Raw genomic sequence first — 17,780 nt, 5'->3', positions numbered from 1 at the left:
AAAGCACCCTTCTAGATTGGCAGCCAATAGATTGTCTGCCAACCCATACCTAGCACGTCCCCACCCCCTTTGGGTAGGCTGCCTAACCATGAAGGCAAGCGCGGTACGCGGGCATCTGGACGGACTGCTGCTGTCCGTCCTCGAATCCGGCCCGCTGCACGGGTACGCGGTGATCACCGCCGTACAGGAGCGCAGCAACGGCGTCCTGGAGCTCCGCAAGGGCACCATCTACCCGGCCCTGAACAAGCTGGAGCGGCTCGGACTGCTGCGCAGCGTCTGGGAGTCGGAGGGCGAGCGGCGCAGGCGCTGCTACGAACTCACCGACGCCGGCCGCCGCAGCCTCGCCGAGGAACGCTCGGTCTGGCAGGAGTTCACGACCGCGATCGGCGCCGTGCTCGACCCGCCCCCCGGCACCGCCCCGAAGCACGCGACATGACGGCACCGCCCGCCCACGCGCCCGACCCGGTCGAGGCCCACGTAGCAGACCTCGCGGCGGCACTCCACGGCCCGGCGAGGGCCAAGTCGCGCTTGGTGGGCGAGTTCCGACAGGGCCTGCTGGACGCCGTACAGGACCTGTCGCACGACGCTGCGGGACCGCGCGAGCACGCGGCACGGCAGGCGGTGCGCGAGTTCGGCACGGTGGCCGAACTGGCCCCGAGCTTCCAGCAAGAACTGACCATCGCCCAGGCCCGTCACACCGCCCGTACGGTCATGCTGGTAGCCCCGCTCCTCCTCCTGTGCTGGTACCTGGTTCAAACATGGAACGGCCCGTCCGGAGGCCAACCGCCCACCCCCATCGAGCTGTTGGTCGCGCACCTGGGCGGAGTCGCGGCGTCGGCGGCCGTGGTGGGCGCGGCGACCCTGGTCGCGACCGGCGCACTCGCCCGCCACCTCCCCACCCCGCACCGACTGCCCCTGCTGGTCGCCTGGACGGGCACCACCGCAGCCGCAGCGCTAGCCATAAGCGCGCTCACCCTGGCCCTGGCATCGATCCTCGCCACGAACTGGCCATTGAGCGTGGCCGCCGCCGCAATCGCCCTCACCTTCCACACCAAGGTCGCCGCCTCGGCCCGCACCTGCCGAGAATGCGCCCGCCTACCGGTAGCCACTCGATGACGAGGACCAGCCAAAATCCGGCACCCCGGGCCCGCCCGTCGCAGCCGGTGCCACCATCAATTCATGGCCCGTGACGTATCGCCCTTCCTGGACCTGAAGTTGGCCCGCCGCTTCCGCACGTACGACACCGACGGCGACGGCTACCTCTCCCGCTCCGACTTCGAGAACGCGGCAACCCGCCTGAGCGAGGAGTTCTCCCTCACCCCCACCGACCCGCGCCGCCTGCGCCTGCTCGAACTGTGCACGGGCCTGTGGCACCACTTCCTCGCGGTGGCAGACACCGACGGAGACGGCCGGATCACCGAGACCGAGTACAAGTCAGCCTTCGCACAAGGCCTGCTGGTCACACCAGAAACCTTCGAGGCGGGATACGCCCCCTTCCTGGACGCCATCGTGTCCATCGCCGACACCGACGGCGACGGCCGCCTCACCCCCGAGGACCACGTCCGCTGGACGGGCGCCCTGATGAACCTGCCGGAGTCGGACGCCCGCGAAATCCACCACCGCCTGGACACCGACGACGACGGCTTCGTCACGGCCACCGACCTACTGGACGCGATCCGCACGTACTACTTCGACGAAAACCCGGAGTCCACGGGAAGCTGGCTCCTCGGCCCACTGAAGAACTGACCTCCACTTGCGTGGTTGGCGCCGGTAGATAGACAAGCACGCGAAAACAGGTGAGGGACCTACCGGATTCGGTAGGTCCCTCACCTGCTGTTTTGGCTGTCGGGGTGGCGGGATTTGAACCCACGACCTCTTCGTCCCGAACGAAGCGCGCTGCCAAGCTGCGCTACACCCCGATGTCCACCGCGTTGCCGTGGCGACATCGATTACTTTAGCCCACCCGCGCGCTCACGCGAAATCCGGTTTTTGGGGGCTCGCAGGTCCGGGCGTACGCGGTCCAGGGCGACCAGGGCCAGGGCGAGGGCGTAGAAGGCCAGGCCCAGGAGCAGGGAGTTTGTGGCTACGCCGGCGTAGCCGTGCTGGGCCACGTCCAGGAAGGGGTACGGGTAGCGGGCCGGCGCGTCGGGGGAGAGGGCGGCGCCGCGGACCAGGGCGAAGGTGAGGTATGCGGCGGGGTAGAGGAGCCACTGGGCGGCGTAGCGGAAGAGGAGGCCGCCGGGGGCGGTCAGGAGGAGCCAGTCCAGGGCCGCGCCTAGGGGGGTGACGGTGTGGAGGAGCTGGTTGGAGACCTCGCGCCAGCCGGTGAGGGCGTGGTCCGGGTCGCCGGTCATGGAGAAGCCGCTGGAGGCGTTGGCCAGGATCAGGTGGTAGACGAGACCGGTGATCGCAATGAAGAGCACTGCTCCGCCGGTCAGGCGTGGGGAGAGGGGTGGGCGGCCCTGCCAGGCGCGGACGGCCGACCAGCCGGCGGCGAATGCCAGGAGCGCGTTCGACTGGATCGTGAAGTAGATCGGTACGCGCAACGGGTCGCCGGCGATCAGGTCGATCACGATGCCGGTGACGGCGGCCAGGCACAGCAGCGCGCGGAAGACGGCGGCGTACGGGCGGCGGCGGGGCGGCACGACCACTGACGCGGGCACACCCGTGGGGATCGGGGCGGTCATGATCCCCACGGTACGGGCGCGGAAGTGGGCGGGCGCGGGCAGGATGGGGGACTTTGGTCCCGTGGTCCCGTGGTCCCGTGGGGAGGGGGCCTCTCCCTGCCGTCAGTGCCCTCGTGCCGTGAGGGTCAGCAGGCTCGCCTCCGGCGGGCAGGCGAAGCGCACCGGGGTGTAGCGGCTGGTGCCGCAGCCGGCCGAGACGTGCAGGTGGGAGCGGTGGCCGCCGGCCTCGTGGGTGGAGAGGCCCTTCACCCGGCCGGTGTCCAGGTCGCAGTTGGTGACCAGGGCGCCGTAGAAGGGGATGCAGAGCTGGCCGCCGTGGGTGTGGCCGGCCAGGATCAGCGGGTAGCCGTCGGCGGTGAAGGCGTCCAGTGCCCGGAGGTACGGGGCGTGGACGACGCCGATCGAGAAGTCGGCGGAGGCGTCCGGGCCGCCCTCGACCGCGGAGTAGCGGTCACGCTTGATGTGCGGGTCGTCCAGGCCCGTGAAAGCGAGGTCGAAGCCGTCGGCGGTGGGGAGCTTGAGGCTGCCTCGGGTGTTGGAGAGGTTGAGCCAGCCGGCCGCGTCGAAACCGTCGCGGAGCTCTTCCCACGGGTTGTGGACGGCGCCGACGACGGGCTTGTTGCCGTTCAGGCCGTGCTTGCCCTGGATCTTCTCGATCAGGTAGCGGCCGGGGTTGCGCGGCGTCGGCCCGTAGTAGTCGTTGGAGCCGAAGACGTAGACGCCCGGGAAGTCCATGAGCGGACCGAGCGCGTCCAGTACCTCCGGTACGCCCTCCGGGTCGGAGAGATTGTCGCCCGTGTTGACGACGAAGTCGGGGCGCAGTCCGGCGAGCGACTGGAGCCAGCGCTGCTTCTTGCGCTGGCCGCTCACCATGTGGATGTCCGAGACCTGGAGCACCCGCAGGGGTCGTGCGCCCGGCGGCAGGACGGGGACCGTCACCCGCCGGAGCCGGAAGGAGCGGGCCTCGAACCCTGCTGCGTAGGCGAGGCCGGCCGCTCCAACGGCCGTGATTCCCAGGGGTACTCCGTAACGTGCGCGCATACGCCCATCGTCGCAGACCGTCACGGGGGCGGGCACCGCGGCGGAAATCGGCGGGCGCCGGACCCGTACGACCTGCCACACTTGCGTCATGACCACGCTCAAGTCCCAGCTGAAGGACGAACTCACCGCTGCCATCCGCGCGCGTGACGAACTCCGCTCCTCCACGCTCCGGCTCACCCTCGCCGCGATCCAGGTCGAGGAGGTCTCCGGCAAGGAGGCCCGCGAACTGACCGACGCCGAGGTCGAGAAGGTGATCGCCAAGGAGGCCAAGAAGCGCCGCGAGGCGGCGGACGCCTTCGCCAAGGGCGGCCGGGCCGAGCAGGCCGAGCGCGAGAAGGCGGAGGGCGAGATCCTCGCCGCGTACCTGCCCCAGCAGCTCAGTGACGAAGAGCTGACCGCGATCGTCGCGCAGGCCGTCGCCGAGGCGAAGGCGGCGGGTGCCGAGGGGCCGCGCGCGATGGGTGCGGTCATGAAGATCGTCAACCCGAAGGTCGCGGGCCGCGCCGAGGGCGGCCGGGTGGCCGCCGCGGTGAAGGGCCTGCTGGCCGGCTGAGGTAGCCGCGCGTACGGGGGAGAAAAGGGGAGAGGGGCTGCACCCGTTCGTGGGTGCGGCCCCTCTTTCTGTTCCGGCGGTCCGGCGGTCCGGCAGGCCGGCAGGCCGGCAGGCCAGCAGTCCGGCTGGCCGGCTGGCCGCGGGCTCGGTAGTCCGCCGGCTCAGTGGCCCGCCGGCTCAGTGGCCCGCCGGCTCAGTGGCCCGTCAGCTCAGTGGCTCCGCCGTTTACGGCCAGCCGCCCGCGCCGCCGAGGATGTCCGGCCATCCGCCGTCGTCACCGCCGTCGCCACCACCGTTGTTCCCGCCGTTGTTCCCACCGGGGCGGCCACCGTTACCACCGGCGTCCTGGCCCGGGCCGCCGCCCGGCGGCTTGTTGTCGCCGCCGCCGGGACGGTTCTTGTCCTTGTCCTTGTCTTTGTCCTTGCCCTTGTCGGGCTCGGGGATGTGGACGGTCTGGAAGTCGGGCGAGGGCCTGCCGTCCAGCGCGCCGGTCATCGCGTCCTTCCAGATCGGACCCGGCACCTGACCACCGAACACCTTCGCCTGGTACTCGCCGCCGATGGTGATGTTCTCCATCTTGACCTGCTGCGACGCACTGCCGACCCAGACGGCGCCGGACAGGTTCGGGGTGTAGCCGACGAACCAGGCGTTCCTGCGGGCGTCGGTCGTACCGGTCTTGCCCGCGTTGTCCCGGCCGTTCTGGAGCCCGGCCTGCTTACCCGTACCGGAGTCGACCACTCCGCGCAGCAGTGTGTTGATGGTGTCCGCGGTCTGCTCGGCCATCGCCAGCGAGCAGGAGGTCTTCGGGACCGGGAGTGCCTTGCCGTCCGGGCCCTTGATGGCCTCGATGGCGATCGGCGTGCAGTACGTACCCCGGTTGGCGAAGGCCGCGTACGAGCTGGCCATCCGCAGCGGCGAGACGCCGGTGGAACCGAGGGTCAGCGAGGACGGGACCTGGGGGATCTTGCTGCCGTCGCCCTGCACCAGACCGATCTTGTCGCTCAGCTGCGAGACGGGGCACATCCCGATGTCCTGGAGCATCTGAACGAAGTAGGTGTTGACCGACATGTTCATCGCTTCCTTGAGCGGGTACGGGCCGACCTCCTTCTCGTTCTCGTTCTCCAGCTTCTCGTTGCTGAGGTTGACCCACGGCTTGCCGCTGCACGTGCTGACCCGGTCCGGGTACGGCATCTGGTACGGCGCCGAGTAGACCTGGGTCGGCGGCTTGCCCTGCTCCAGTGCGGCGGCGGCCAGGAAGGGCTTGAAGGTCGAACCGGTCGGGAAGCCGTAGTTCGAGCCGCCCATGCCCTTGTCGACGGAGTAGTTGATCTGGGTCTCGTTGTTGCCGAAGCCGTACGGCTTGGACTGGCCCATCGCGAGGATCTTGCCGGAGCCGGGCTCGACCAGGGTGACGGCCGTGGCGACCTTGTCGCTCTGGTAGACGTGCTCCTTGATCGACGCCTGGGTGGACTGCTGCGCCTTGGGGTCCAGGGTGGTGCGGATGGTGAGACCGCCCTGGTTCCAGACCTTGGCGCGGTCCTCGCGGGACTTGCCGAAGACCGGGTCGTTGAGGAAGACCTCGCGGACGTAGTCGCAGAAGAAGCCGGCGCCGCTGACGGCGGTGATGCAGCCGTTCTTCGCCTTGTTGACCTTCAGCTTCAGCGGGGTCGCCTTGGCGCGGGCGGCCTCGGCGGGCGAGATCGCGCGGATGTCGGCCATCCGCTGGAGCACGATGTTGCGGCGCTTGGTCGCCTCGGCGGAGTCGTTGACCGGGTCGTACCGGGTCGGCGACTGGACGAGGCCGGCCAGCATCGCCGCCTCCTCCAGCTTCAGGTCCTTGGCGTGCTTGCTGAAGTAGCGCTGGGACGCGGCCTCGACGCCGTAGCTCTGCTGCCCGAAGAAGGTGATGTTGAGGTAGTTCTCCAGGATCCGCTTCTTGCCGAGTTCCTTCTCGACCTGGATCGCGTACTTCAGCTCGCGGATCTTGCGGCCGAGGGTCTGCTGGGTGGCCTGGGCGACCTTGTCCGGGTCGTCACCGGCCTCCTCGACGAAGACGTTCTTCACGTACTGCTGGGTCAGGGTGGAGGCGCCCTGCGCCGTGCCGCCCGACTGCACGTTGCGGTTGAGGGCACGCAGGATGCCCTTCATGTCGACCGCGCCGTGCTCGTAGTAGCGGTTGTCCTCGATCGCGACGATCGCCTTCTGCATGTACGGCGAGATGTCCTTGAGCTCGACCACCGTGCGGTTGCGCGAGTAGACGTCGGCGATCTTGCCGCCCTTGTTGTCCAGGATGGTGGTGCGCTGGCTCAGCGGCGGGCGCTTGAGGTTTGCGGGGATGGTGTCGAATCCCTCGACCGTGCCCTTGGCCGCGAGACCGAGCGCACCGGCGGCGGGCAGGGCGATGCCCGCCAGCACGGCTCCGGCGAGCACGCTGACCCCGAGGAATTTGGCGGCCTGCTGGGTCCCCGTGAGACCCCCGCCCGAACGCTTCTTTGCCATGGGGGGCAGCCTACGTGCCGATTCGCCGGACACATGTAAAGGCTCTGGCCTAAGCTGCTCTCAGCTGTCACGCCAGTACGGTTCCGCACCAGCCCCGCGGAGCCGCCGAGAGTGACCCCGCGGTCGGTCCCGAGTCCACCGCGACCCAGCTGAACTGTCCCGATTCGTCGGGTAGATGACGGATGTCCCCCGCTCACTCCCCTGGGTGATCTGCCGCATACGCATAGTCCGTTCGGGCCATTCAAGATTGGGCCCGAAGGGGGTGTTGCGCTGTGCCCACCTTCCGTAACGTCCTCAACTGGCAGCGGTGAATATGCCGCTGCCGCCGTGGGGGAGCCTCGATTCGGGAGAGGACGGCGCCGGGATGGGCTGGGTAACCGACTGGAGTGCGCAGGCAGCCTGCCGCACTACCGATCCGGATGAACTGTTCGTACAAGGAGCAGCGCAGAACCGGGCCAAGGCGGTGTGCACCGGATGTCCGGTGCGGACCGAGTGCCTGGCCGATGCGCTGGACAACCGCGTCGAGTTCGGCGTGTGGGGTGGGATGACGGAGCGGGAGCGCCGCGCACTGCTGCGCAGGCGTCCGACGGTCACCTCGTGGCGCAGGCTCCTGGAGACCGCGCGTACGGAGTACGAGCGCGGTGCGGGAATCCTGCCCGCAGTGCTCGACGACGACGAGGTCTACGAGGAGACGTACGCCGCAGTGGGCTAGGCCAATCGTGATGGCCTGGACCAATTGGGGTGCCGGCCCCGCGAGTGCGGAGCCGGGCGCGAGTGCACGAACTGCCGTCGGCTAGGCCGAAGGTGACGGTGTGGAAGGTGTCGGTCCGGGCGGGGATGCCTGGCCGGTCGCCAGCTGCTCACCGATGGCCCGCAGACCGGCCAGGTCGTGTACGTCCCCGGGCAGGGCGGCGACTTCGGTCACTGCCACCTCGGGGTGGAGTGCGGTGAAGCGGTCGCGCGTTCGCTGTTCACGCGCGAGCACCTGCATGCGTTCGGCATGCAGCCGCAGAAGTCCTGCGGTCAGGTGTGCGACGCCGTCGTCCGGGTCTGCCGGGGTGTCCGTGCCCGCAGGGGAGTCCGGGGTGTCCGTGTCTGCGGGGGAGTGCTCGGGAGGAGTGGCCGTGGAGCCACGAACTCCAGCATTCCCGTCCCGTTGATCCACAATGCCGCGCTCTTCAAGATTTTCCGCGGCGGCGAGCGCCCGCTCGGCCGACAGCTGGGGGGCGCCGCTGCCGTGCACCCGGTTGAGTACGAGTCCGGCCAGCGGCATCTCCTCCGCCGCGAGCCGCTCGACGAAGTACGCCGCCTCGCGCAGCGCGTCCCGCTCCGGGGCGGCCACCACCAGGAACGCCGTACCCGGCGCCTGGAGCAGCCGGTACGTCGCGTCCGCCCGCGTCCGGAACCCGCCGAACATCGTGTCCATCGCCGCCACGAACGTCTGCACGTCGCGCAGCAGCTGGCCGCCCATCAGCTTGCTGAGCGTGCCCGTCATCATCGACATTCCGACGTTGAGGAACTTCATCCCGGCCCGGCCGCCCACCTTCGCCGGAGCCATCAGCACCCGGATGAACTTCCCGTCCAGGAAGGAACCGAGGCGCTTGGGCGCGTCCAGGAAGTCGAGCGCGGAGCGGCTCGGCGGGGTGTCCACGACGATCAGGTCCCACTCGTCGCCCGCGCGGAGCTGCCCCAGCTTCTCCATCGCCATGTACTCCTGCGTACCGGCGAACCCGGCCGACAGGGACTGGTAGAAGGGGTTGTCCAGAATGGCGCGGGCCCGGTCCGCGTCCGCGTGCGCCTCGACGATCTCGTCGAAGGTCCGCTTCATGTCGAGCATCATGGCGTGCAGCTCGCCGCCGGCCGTGTCGTCGATGCCCTTCACCCGGCGCGGCACGTTGTCGAGGGAGTCGATGCCCATCGACTGGGCGAGCCTGCGCGCCGGGTCGATGGTCAGCACCACCGCCCGCCGCCCGCGCTCCGCCGCCCGTACGCCCAGGGCCGCCGCCGTCGTCGTCTTGCCGACACCGCCGGATCCGCAGCACACGATGATGCGGGTCGCCGGATCGTCGAGCAGCGGGTCGACGGCCAGCGCCGGGGAGGCGTCCATCCCGGTCGGAACGCCCTGCGCCGACGCCGGTATCGACACCAGGTCCTGGTCCTGATCCTGATCCTGATCCAGGACCGGGTCCAGGTCCGGCTCCGGGACCGTGTCCCGTTCCGCCGACGCGCCCGTGCTCCTGCCGCTCATGCCGCCGCTCCCTGCGCCCGGTCCGTACTCAGGTGGGTACGGAGTGCCCGCGCCAGCCGGTAGAGGCCGGCCAGGTCCAATCCCTCGCCCAGCAAGGGGAGTTCGTACGTAGAGAGGCCGAGCCCGGCCAGGGCGGCCCGCTGCTCCCGCTCCAGCTCGACCCGCTGCGCGTGCTCCGCCGCCTGGGCGAGCAGCGGGTCCACCAGGCGCTCGGCGAGCCCGCCCCGGCGCGCACCGCCCAGCCCCGCCCGGGACAACGCCTGTGCCACGTCAGCCCGTTGCTCGCCCGCCGCGGTCCGCAGGGCGTTCTCGTCCACCAGGTGCGGGCGGACCATGTTCACGATGACATTGCCGACGGGCAGCTCGGCGGCCCGCAGCTCGGCGATGCCGTCGGCGGTCTCCTGGACCGGCATCTCCTCCAGGAGAGTGACGAAGTGCACTGCCGTCTCGGGGGACTTGAGCACCCGCATCACGGCCTGCGCCTGATTGTGTATCGGCCCGAACTTCGCGAGCCCGGCGACCTCGTCGTTCACATTGAGGAACTTGGTGATGCGCCCGGTGGGCGGCGCGTCCATCACCACGTAGTCGTAGACGTACGCGTTCTTCTTGTCCCGGCGGCGGACCGCCTCGCACGCCTTGCCGGTCAGCAGGACGTCCCGCAGCCCCGGCGCGATGGTCGTCGCGAAGTCGATCGCGCCGAGCTTCTTCAGCGCCCGCCCGGCGCCCCCCAGCTTGTAGAACATCTGGAGGTAGTCCAGGAGCGCGCGTTCGGCGTCGATCGCGAGGGCGTACACCTCCCCGCCGCCCGACGCGACAGCGATCTTGCGCTCCTCGTACGGAAGGGCTTCCGTCTCGAAGAGCTGCGCGATGCCCTGTCTGCCCTCGACCTCCACCAGGAGGGTGCGTTTGCCCTCGGTGGCGAGGGCGAGCGCGAGTGCGGCGGCGACCGTGGTCTTGCCGGTACCGCCCTTGCCACTGACGACCTGGAGCCTGCTCACGCCTCCGAGCCTAACCAGTCGTTCGGCGGCCCAATCAGGAGGCCGTCCTTCCTGTCCGCTTCCACCGGCTACAGTCGGCCGCATGACCAAGTGGGAATACGCGACCGTGCCCCTTCTCGTGCACGCGACGAAGCAGATTCTGGACACCTGGGGCGAGGACGGCTGGGAGCTCGTCCAGGTCGTGCCCGGGCCGAACAACCCCGAGCAGCTGGTGGCCTACCTCAAGCGGGAGAGGTCCGCATGAGCGCTGTCGAGGAGAAGCTCGCCTCGCTCGGCCTGACCCTGCCCGCAGTGGTTCCGCCGCTCGCCGCGTACCAGCCGGCCGTGCAGTCCGGGGTGTACGTGTTCACCGCGGGCCAGCTGCCGATGGTGGACGGCCAGCTGCCGGTCACCGGCAAGGTCGGTGCCGAGGTCACCCCCGAGGAGGCCAAGGACCTGGCGCGGATCTGCGCGCTGAACGCCCTGGCGGCCGTGAAGTCCGTCGCCGGTGACCTGGACCGCATCGCGCGCGTCGTGAAGGTCGTCGGCTTCGTCGCCTCGGCCCCCGACTTCACCGGCCAGCCCGCAGTGATCAATGGCACCAGCGAGCTGCTCGGCGAGGTCCTCGGCGACAAGGGCGTGCACGCCCGCAGCGCCGTCGGCGTGACCGTCCTGCCGCTGGACGCCCCGGTCGAGGTCGAGATCCAGGTGGAGCTCGTCTCCGAGTGACCCGCTGAGCACGGACCCGGCCGGATGGATGCGGGGTACCAGCGGGGTACCTGCGGAGTACCCGCGAGGTACCTGCGAGGTACAACTGCCTCTCGAACATCGAGGCGGTTGCCCGTAGCATCCGGCCATGTCCAATGGTCAGTGGTACCCGCCCGAATGGCCCGACCGCATCCGTGCGCTGGCGAGCGGCGAGCTCACCGCCGCGGTCCCGAAGCGGGCCGCGACGGTGCTGCTGCTGGACGACGGCGCCACCGGCGGCGACGCCGGACTGTCCGTACACATGCTGCGCAGACGCGCCTCCATGGCTTTCGCCGGAGGCGCGTACGCGTATCCGGGCGGTGGCGTCGACCCGCGCGACGACGACTCGCTGGTGCGCTGGGCAGGGCCCTCCCTGGCGGAGTGGGCCGGCCGGCTGGGCCTCGGCGACGACCTGGGCGGCGCCCAGGCGGTGGTCTGCGCCGCCGTGCGCGAGACCTTCGAGGAGGCGGGCGTCCTCCTCGCCGGGCCCACCCCGGACTCCGTGGTCGACGACACCACGGGCGAGGACTGGGAGGCGGACCGGCAGGCCCTGGTGGCCAGGGAGCTCGGCTTCGCGGAGTTCCTCGACCGGCGGAAGCTGGTGCTCCGCTCCGACCTGCTGGGCCCGTGGGCGCGCTGGATCACCCCGGAGTTCGAGCCCAAGCGGTACGACACCTGGTTCTTCGTCGCCGCGCTGCCGGCCGGACAGCGCACCCGCAACGCCTCCACCGAGGCGGACCGCACCGTGTGGATCGCCCCCGGGCAGGCCGCCGCCGGGTACGACCGGGGCGAGCTGCTGATGATGCCGCCCACCATTTCCACCCTGCGCGGGCTCCAGCCGTACGACACGGTGGCAGAGGTCCTGGCGGGCGCTGCGGGCCAGGACATGACGCCCGTGCTCGCACAGGCGCGGCTGGAGGACGGCGAGCTGGTGCTCAGCTGGCCGGGCCACGACGAGTTCACCAAGCACATCCCGGTGGGGCAGGAGCCCGCCGAGGGAGGTGCCCGGTGACGGACGCAGCGGCCCTGCCGGGCCAGCCGAGGGGCGGGGTGCTCTCGGGACCCGCCTCCGCGCGCGCGGTGAACGTGCTCGCCCCCAACCCGTCGGCGATGACGCTCGACGGCACCAACACCTGGATCCTGTCCGAGCCGGACTCCGACCTGGCCGTCGTCGTGGACCCGGGCCCCTTGGACGACGGACACCTGCGGACGGTGATCGGCACGGCGGAGAAGGCGGGCAAGCGCATCGCGCTGACCCTGCTGACGCACGGGCACCCGGACCATGCGGAGGGCGCCGCACGGTTCGCGGAGCTGACCCGCTCCCCGGTGCGGGCGCTCGACCCCGCGCTGCGGCTCGGGGACGAGGGGCTGGGCGCGGGCGACGTCATCACCACGGGCGGCATCGAGCTGCGGGTGGTGCCCACACCGGGGCACACCGCGGACTCGCTCTGCTTCCATCTGCCCGCAGACGGGGCCGTGCTGACGGGGGACACCGTCCTGGGCCGGGGCACGACGATGGTGGCGCACCCCGACGGGCGGCTCGGGGACTACCTCGACTCGCTGCGGCGGCTGCGGTCGCTGACGGTGGACGACGGGGTGGGCCTCGTCCTGCCCGGCCACGGGCCCGTACTGGAGGACGCCCAGGGCGCGGTCGAGTTCTACCTGGCGCACCGGGCGAACCGGCTCGCGCAGGTGGAGACGGCGGTGGAGAACGGGCACGTGAGTGCGTCCGACGTGGTGGCGCACGTGTATGCGGACGTGGACCGGTCCCTGTGGCCGGCGGCCGAACTCTCCGTACGGGCGCAGCTGCAGTACCTGCGCGAGCACGGCCTGATCTGACGCCGTACCACTGGCTGCCCACCGGCAAGCGGTGGATCTTCCCTGTGCAGTTCACAAGCTGCGGGGGCACGAGGCCCGTCGGTCACGCACCGAGATTTTCGATGCACGGAGGGTGAACGGACGGGGTGGCCGCGGAGTTCCCGACGGGGACCCACGACTTCGCGGCACCCCATGGCTTACGCTCCGCCTACATAGCATCGCGCTCGCTGTTCCTGGGGGGAACCACTGTGTTCGTGCTGTCCATTCTGCTTGTCATAGCGGCGGTGGTGCTGTTCCTCGTGGGGCGCGCGCAGGACGCCCGGGGGCTGAAGCTCGGCGCCGTGGGCGCCCTGCTCGCGGGCCTGATCGCGGGGACGTCCAGCTGCCTGTACGTGATGAGCGCGTACGAGGTCGGGGTCCCGGTCACGTTCGGCAAGGTCGGCGGGCCGATGCTTTCGGGGATGCACCTGCGGTCGCCCTTCACGACCGTCACGTCCTTCTCCACCCGCCCCGTGGACCTCAACCTGTCGGACAAGGACGTCGTGGAGGTCCGGTCCTCGCAGGGCGGTGTCATGGAGGTCGAGCTGACCGTGAAGTGGGCCGTGACTCCGGACAAGGTCGTCGAGCTCTACCGGCTGGCGGGCAGCGAGGAGTCCGTGCAGCAGCGTCTGGTGCAGCCGGACAGCCGGGAGATCATCCGCAACGTGTTCGCCCGGCACACGAGCGAGCAGGGCTATTCCTCGGCCCGCGAGAAGATCAACGCCGAGATCAACGACCTGATCAAGGAGCGGCTGGCCCCGCGCGGGATCGCCGTCACCGCCGTCAACCTGCGCAACGTGAAGCCCTCGGCCCAGCTCCAGGGCCAGATCGACCGCAAGATCCAGCAGCAGCAGGCCACCGAGCGGGCCGAAGAGGCGACCAAGACGGCCACCGCCGAGGCCAAGCGCCGCAAGATCGAGGCCGAGGGCGTCGCCCAGGCCAACCGCATCCTGAACAACTCGCTCACCGACAAGGTCCTCACGAACCAGTGCATCGAGGCCTACCGCGAGGCCGCGCAGAAGCACCCGGTGTACGCGGTGCCGTGCGGCAACGGCAGCAAGACCCCGGTGATCGTGGGCGACGGCAAGAACTGACCGCCCGCGGGGCCGTACGGAGACGGGATCGGGCCGCCCCCTCACCGAGGGGGCGGCCCGATCCCGTGCGTACGAAGGGCGGTGTCAGCGCGAGCGCTTCGCCAGGCGCTCCACGTCCAGCAGGATCACGGCCCGCGCCTCCAGGCGCAGCCAGCCGCGGCCCGCGAAGTCCGCGAGTGCCTTGTTGACCGTCTCGCGGGAGGCGCCGACCAGCTGGGCCAGCTCTTCCTGCGTGAGGTCGTGCACGACGTGGATGCCCTCCTCGGACTGCACGCCGAAGCGGCGCGACAGGTCCAGGAGCGCGCGGGCCACCCGGCCCGGCACGTCGGAGAAGACCAGGTCGGACATCTGGTCGTTGGTCTTGCGCAGCCTGCGGGCCACGGCGCGCAGCAGCGCGGTCGCGACCTCGGGGCGTACGTTCAGCCAGGGCTGGAGGTCGCCGTGGCCGAGGCCGAGCAGCTTGACCTCGGTCAGGGCCGTCGAGGTGGCGGTGCGCGGGCCCGGGTCGAACAGCGACAGCTCGCCGATCAGCTCACCGGGGCCGAGTACGGCCAGCATGTTCTCCCGGCCGTCGGGGGAGGTGCGGTGAAGCTTCACCTTGCCCTCGGTCACCACATAGAGGCGGTCACCGGGGTCGCCCTCGTGGAACAGGGCGTCACCGCGTGCGAGGGTCACCTCGCTCATGGAGGCGCGCAGCTCCGCGGCCTGCTCGTCATCGAGCGCCGCGAAGAGCGGGGCGCGCCGCAGAACGTCGTCCACGTGTTCTCTCCTTGTCGACCTGCTCAGGGGACCGTGGTCCCCATGATGCCGGACGGTAAAACAGTGCGATCAATCACTAAGGATGACTTACTGGCGGCGCTGGTCGTGCTTCAGGGGGCTGATTGGGTAGGCATTGGCCCATGACCAAGGCAGATGTCAGTGCCTGCCTCTAGGCTGGCCGGGTGTCCAACAAGCCGGTGAGAGCGCAGGTCAAGGGGGCCGGACAGGTGACTGCAGGCCGTAATTCCGCCGTGGGCGAACAGGCTGTGGCGAAGCCGAAGAAAGTTACGAAAAAGCCCGAGTCGCACCTTGCGATGGTCCGTCGCGCCCGAAAGATCAACCGCGAACTGGCCGAGGTCTACCCGTACGCCCATCCGGAGCTGGACTTCGAGAATCCGTTCCAGCTGCTGGTCGCGACGGTCCTCTCCGCGCAGACCACCGACCTGAGGGTCAACCAGACCACCCCGGCCCTGTTCGCCGCGTATCCGACCCCGGAGGACCTGGCGGCGGCCGAGCCCGAGGCGGTGGAGGAGATCCTGCGTCCGACGGGGTTCTTCCGCGCCAAGACGAAGTCCGCGATGGGGCTGTCCGCGGCCCTGCGGGACCAGTTCGACGGCGAGGTGCCCGGCCGTCTTGAGGACCTGGTGAAGCTGCCGGGCGTCGGCCGCAAGACCGCCAACGTCGTCCTCGGGAACTATTTCGGCGTCCCCGGCATTACGGTCGACACCCACTTCGGGCGCCTGGTGCGCCGCTGGAAGTGGACGGACGAGGAGGATCCGGTGAAGGTCGAGGCGGCGGTCGCCGAGATCTTCCCCAAGAGCGAGTGGACGATGCTCTCGCACCGCGTCGTCTTCCACGGCCGCCGGATCTGCCACGCCCGCAAACCGGCCTGCGGAGCCTGCCCGATCGCCGCACTGTGCCCGTCGTACGGCGTCGGCGAGACGGACCCGGAGAAGGCCGAGAAGCTGCTGAAGTACGAGAAGGGCGGCTACCCGGGGCAGCGGCTGAACCCCCCGCAGTCATATCTGGACGCCGGCGGGAAGCCCGCACAGCCGCTGGGGACGGGGCAGGCGGGGTAGACAGTGCGGGTGCGGCAGGCCGAGAAGTGACCGATCCGGGCGACGGAATCCGGAACGATCGTGGCGGGGGCGGACGTTGGGACAGTACGGGGGTGCCTATGAGACGTGCAGGGGCGGCTAGCGCCGCGAGTGAGGCGTACGGAAGCGGGGCCGGGCCGGCGGCCGCCGGGGCGGGGATTCCACAGCTCGACGGTCCTCAGCTCGACGGTCCGCAGACCGGAGGCCCGCGGTTCGGCGACCCGCAGACGGCAGGCCCGCAGCTCGACGGCCGGCGGATCGACGTCACCGACCGGGGCCTGCCCGGCTGGCTCGACCCGGTGGCCGAGGCGGCCCGCAGCGTCCGGCCCGAGCAGCTCAGCACCTTCCTGCCGCCGGAGAGCGGCGGCGGGCGGCAGTCGGCCGTGCTCGTGCTCTTCGGCGAGGGAGCGCAGGGGCCCGAGGTGCTGCTGATGGAGCGTGCGAGCAGCCTCCGCTCGCACGCGGGACAGATCTCCTTCCCCGGCGGCGCCCTGGACCCCGAGGACGGCGATCCGGAGACCACGGGTCCGCTCAGGGCCGCGCTCCGGGAGGCCGAGGAGGAGACCGGACTCGACCCGTCCGGTGTCCAGGTCTTCGGAGTGCTGCCGCGCCTCTACATCCCGGTGAGCGGCTTCGTGGTGACCCCCGTGCTGGGCTGGTGGCGCGACCCCAGCCCGGTCGGCGCGGTCGACCAGGGCGAGACCGCCCGCGTCTTCACGACCTCGGTGGCGTACCTCACGGACCCGGCGAACCGGGCGACCAGCGTGCACCCGCGCGGTCACCGGGGCCCGGCCTTCCTGCTGGACCACGGGCTGCTGTGGGGATTCACCGCGGGAGTGGTCGACAAGGTGCTGCACTTCGCGGGCTGGGAGCGGCCCTGGGACCGCTCCCGAGAGGTCCCGCTCGACTGGCACGCATGACGGACATGACAGGGTGGCGGGCGTGAACGTCCTGGACATTGTGTTGCTGGTCGCTGCCGTGTGGTTCGCGGTCATCGGGTACCGCCAGGGATTCGTCGTCGGCATTCTGTCGGTGATCGGGTTCCTCGGCGGCGGGCTCGTCGCGATCTATCTGCTCCCGCTGATCTGGGGGTGGTTCGCCGACGGGTCCTCGCTCGGCGACTCCACCACCGGCATCCTGGTGGCGGTGGTGATCGTGATCATCTGCGCCTCGGTCGGTCAGGCCTTCACCACCCACCTCGGCAACAAACTCCGCAGACACATCACCTGGTCACCGGCGCGCGCCCTCGACGCGACCGGCGGTGCCCTGGTGAACGTGGTGGCGATGCTGCTGGTCGCCTGGCTGATCGGCTCCGCCCTCGCGGGCTCCTCGCTGCCCACGCTCGGCAAGGAGGTGCGCAGCTCGAAGGTGCTGCTCGGGGTGTCCCGGGTAGTGCCGGGCGAGGCCGGTACGTGGTTCGCCGACTTCAGCTCCGTACTCGCGCAGAACGGTTTCCCGCAGGTCTTCAGCCCGTTCTCCAACGAGCCGATCACCGAGGTCAGGGCCCCGGACCCGAAGCTGGCCGGCAGTCCGGTCGCGGCGCGCGCCAAGCGGTCCATCGTCAAGGTCGTGGGCACCGCACCGGGTTGCGGCAAGGTCCTGGAGGGCACCGGCTTCGTCTTCTCCGAGCGCCGCGTGATGACCAACGCGCACGTGGTGGGCGGGGTCAGCGAGCCGACCGTGCAGATCGGCGGCGAGGGCAAGCTGTACGACGCGAAGGTCGTGCTCTACGACTGGAAGCGCGACATCGCCGTCCTGGACGTGCCGGACCTGAAGGCGCGCCCGCTGGAGTTCACCGACGGCGACGCCCGCAGCGGCGACGGCGCGATCGTCGCGGGCTTCCCCGAGAACGGCGCGTACGACGTCCGCTCGGCCCGCGTCCGGGGCCGGATCAATGCCAAGGGCCCGGACATCTACAAGCGCGACACCGTCCGCCGCGATGTCTACTCGCTGTACGCGACGGTCCGCCAGGGGAACTCCGGCGGCCCGCTGCTGACCCCCGAGGGCAAGGTCTACGGCGTCGTCTTCGCCAAGTCCCTGGACGACCCGGAGACCGGCTACGCGCTGACCGCCGACGAGATCCGCGACGACATCAAGGTCGGCCGCACGGCCGTCCAGCAGGTGGACAGCCAGGGCTGCGCGCTCTGAACCGCCGGGCGCGCACCGGCACGCAGGCAGGAACGCGCACCGGAGGCACACCGGACGCGCACCGTACGCGTAT

General features: G+C 70.4%; 19 protein-coding genes and 1 tRNA gene. 13 read left to right on the top strand and 7 right to left on the bottom strand.

Annotated elements, in window-relative coordinates:
• The first annotated feature begins 88 nt into the window (after positions 1-88).
• From ACZ5PB_RS29060 to ACZ5PB_RS29050, 3 genes are all read left to right on the top strand, one after another.
• Positions 89-436 carry a helix-turn-helix transcriptional regulator gene (locus ACZ5PB_RS29060; protein ID WP_468695092.1) on the top strand — a complete coding sequence of 116 codons (348 nt, stop codon included), beginning with the start codon at positions 89-91 and terminating at the stop codon, positions 434-436.
• Positions 433-1,116 (top strand): permease prefix domain 1-containing protein, encoded by a 684-nt coding sequence (locus tag ACZ5PB_RS29055; RefSeq protein WP_468695090.1) that lies wholly within the window; start codon positions 433-435, stop codon positions 1,114-1,116. Before ACZ5PB_RS29060 ends, ACZ5PB_RS29055 begins: the two co-directional genes overlap by 4 nt.
• 63 nt (positions 1,117-1,179) lie before the next feature.
• Positions 1,180-1,746 (top strand): EF-hand domain-containing protein, encoded by a 567-nt coding sequence (locus tag ACZ5PB_RS29050; protein WP_468695089.1) that lies wholly within the window; start codon positions 1,180-1,182, stop codon positions 1,744-1,746.
• Positions 1,747-1,845: 99 nt separating this feature from the next.
• Here the strand turns inward: ACZ5PB_RS29050 and ACZ5PB_RS29045 are convergent.
• The 3 genes from ACZ5PB_RS29045 to ACZ5PB_RS29035 form a co-directional block, all read right to left on the bottom strand.
• A tRNA-Pro gene (locus ACZ5PB_RS29045) sits at positions 1,846-1,919 on the bottom strand.
• A gap of 30 nt (positions 1,920-1,949) precedes the next feature.
• Positions 1,950-2,687 (bottom strand): Pr6Pr family membrane protein, encoded by a 738-nt coding sequence (locus ACZ5PB_RS29040; protein WP_468695087.1) that lies wholly within the window; start codon positions 2,685-2,687, stop codon positions 1,950-1,952.
• 102 nt (positions 2,688-2,789) lie between these two features.
• The gene (locus ACZ5PB_RS29035; RefSeq protein WP_468695085.1) at positions 2,790-3,728 is read right to left on the bottom strand and encodes a metallophosphoesterase; all 939 of its coding nucleotides are present in this window, start codon (positions 3,726-3,728) and stop codon (positions 2,790-2,792) included.
• 88 nt (positions 3,729-3,816) lie between these two features.
• Between ACZ5PB_RS29035 and ACZ5PB_RS29030 the strand changes: the two genes are divergently transcribed.
• A complete protein-coding gene (locus tag ACZ5PB_RS29030) occupies positions 3,817-4,281 on the top strand; it encodes a GatB/YqeY domain-containing protein (protein WP_468695084.1) in 465 nt (154 codons plus the stop codon).
• A 225-nt stretch (positions 4,282-4,506) separates the two neighbouring features.
• Here ACZ5PB_RS29030 and ACZ5PB_RS29025 read toward each other — a convergent pair whose 3' ends face one another.
• Positions 4,507-6,780, bottom strand: coding sequence for a transglycosylase domain-containing protein (locus ACZ5PB_RS29025; protein ID WP_468695082.1), 2,274 nt, complete (start codon positions 6,778-6,780; stop codon positions 4,507-4,509).
• A 364-nt stretch (positions 6,781-7,144) separates the two neighbouring features.
• Here ACZ5PB_RS29025 and wblA point away from each other — a divergent pair, with 364 nt between their 5' ends.
• Positions 7,145-7,492 carry a transcriptional regulator WblA gene (gene wblA, locus ACZ5PB_RS29020; RefSeq protein ID WP_384353923.1) on the top strand — a complete coding sequence of 116 codons (348 nt, stop codon included), beginning with the start codon at positions 7,145-7,147 and terminating at the stop codon, positions 7,490-7,492.
• 81 nt (positions 7,493-7,573) lie between these two features.
• Here wblA and bagB read toward each other — a convergent pair whose 3' ends face one another.
• Complete coding sequence (bagB, locus tag ACZ5PB_RS29015) at positions 7,574-8,887, bottom strand: ATPase BagB (RefSeq protein WP_468695313.1); 1,314 nt, start codon at positions 8,885-8,887, stop codon at positions 7,574-7,576.
• 137 nt (positions 8,888-9,024) lie between these two features.
• On the bottom strand, positions 9,025-10,110 hold the full coding sequence (gene bagA / locus ACZ5PB_RS29010; protein WP_468695080.1) for an ATPase BagA: 1,086 nt from the start codon (positions 10,108-10,110) through the stop codon (positions 9,025-9,027).
• Here bagA and ACZ5PB_RS29005 point away from each other — a divergent pair.
• The 5 genes from ACZ5PB_RS29005 (at position 10,109) to ACZ5PB_RS28985 (ending at position 13,703) form a co-directional block, all read left to right on the top strand.
• On the top strand, positions 10,109-10,270 hold the full coding sequence (locus ACZ5PB_RS29005) for a DUF4177 domain-containing protein (RefSeq protein ID WP_143608830.1): 162 nt from the start codon (positions 10,109-10,111) through the stop codon (positions 10,268-10,270). The two genes, bagA and ACZ5PB_RS29005, sit on opposite strands and share 2 nt — an antisense overlap.
• On the top strand, positions 10,267-10,734 hold the full coding sequence (locus ACZ5PB_RS29000; protein ID WP_468695078.1) for a RidA family protein: 468 nt from the start codon (positions 10,267-10,269) through the stop codon (positions 10,732-10,734). The genes ACZ5PB_RS29005 and ACZ5PB_RS29000 overlap by 4 nt, the downstream gene beginning before the upstream one ends.
• A gap of 127 nt (positions 10,735-10,861) precedes the next feature.
• Positions 10,862-11,764, top strand: a complete 903-nt coding sequence (locus ACZ5PB_RS28995) for an NUDIX hydrolase (RefSeq protein ID WP_468695076.1) — start codon at positions 10,862-10,864, stop codon at positions 11,762-11,764.
• Positions 11,761-12,591 carry an MBL fold metallo-hydrolase gene (locus ACZ5PB_RS28990; protein WP_468695074.1) on the top strand — a complete coding sequence of 277 codons (831 nt, stop codon included), beginning with the start codon at positions 11,761-11,763 and terminating at the stop codon, positions 12,589-12,591. The genes ACZ5PB_RS28995 and ACZ5PB_RS28990 overlap by 4 nt, the downstream gene beginning before the upstream one ends.
• Before the next feature lie 233 nt (positions 12,592-12,824).
• Entirely contained in the window at positions 12,825-13,703 is an 879-nt protein-coding gene (locus ACZ5PB_RS28985; RefSeq protein WP_468695072.1) for a prohibitin family protein, read from the top strand.
• An 84-nt stretch (positions 13,704-13,787) separates the two neighbouring features.
• Here the strand turns inward: ACZ5PB_RS28985 and ACZ5PB_RS28980 are convergent, their stop codons facing one another.
• Positions 13,788-14,462, bottom strand: a complete 675-nt coding sequence (locus ACZ5PB_RS28980; RefSeq protein WP_185033934.1) for a Crp/Fnr family transcriptional regulator — start codon at positions 14,460-14,462, stop codon at positions 13,788-13,790.
• Positions 14,463-14,713: 251 nt separating this feature from the next.
• On the opposite strand from ACZ5PB_RS28980, the gene nth reads away from it, so the two are divergent.
• From nth to ACZ5PB_RS28965, 3 genes are all read left to right on the top strand, one after another.
• Positions 14,714-15,541: an endonuclease III gene (gene nth, locus ACZ5PB_RS28975; RefSeq protein ID WP_468695311.1), complete on the top strand. Its 828-nt coding sequence runs from the start codon at positions 14,714-14,716 to the stop codon at positions 15,539-15,541.
• A gap of 92 nt (positions 15,542-15,633) precedes the next feature.
• Positions 15,634-16,479: an NUDIX hydrolase gene (locus tag ACZ5PB_RS28970; protein WP_468695071.1), complete on the top strand. Its 846-nt coding sequence runs from the start codon at positions 15,634-15,636 to the stop codon at positions 16,477-16,479.
• Between the two features lie 22 nt (positions 16,480-16,501).
• Positions 16,502-17,707, top strand: a complete 1,206-nt coding sequence (locus ACZ5PB_RS28965) for a MarP family serine protease (RefSeq protein ID WP_468695069.1) — start codon at positions 16,502-16,504, stop codon at positions 17,705-17,707.
• The last annotated feature ends 73 nt before the right edge of the window (positions 17,708-17,780 follow it).

The sequence above is a fragment of the Streptomyces sp. NPDC032721 genome (assembly GCF_055579625.1).
This window is presented reverse-complemented; position numbering and strand designations above follow the sequence as displayed.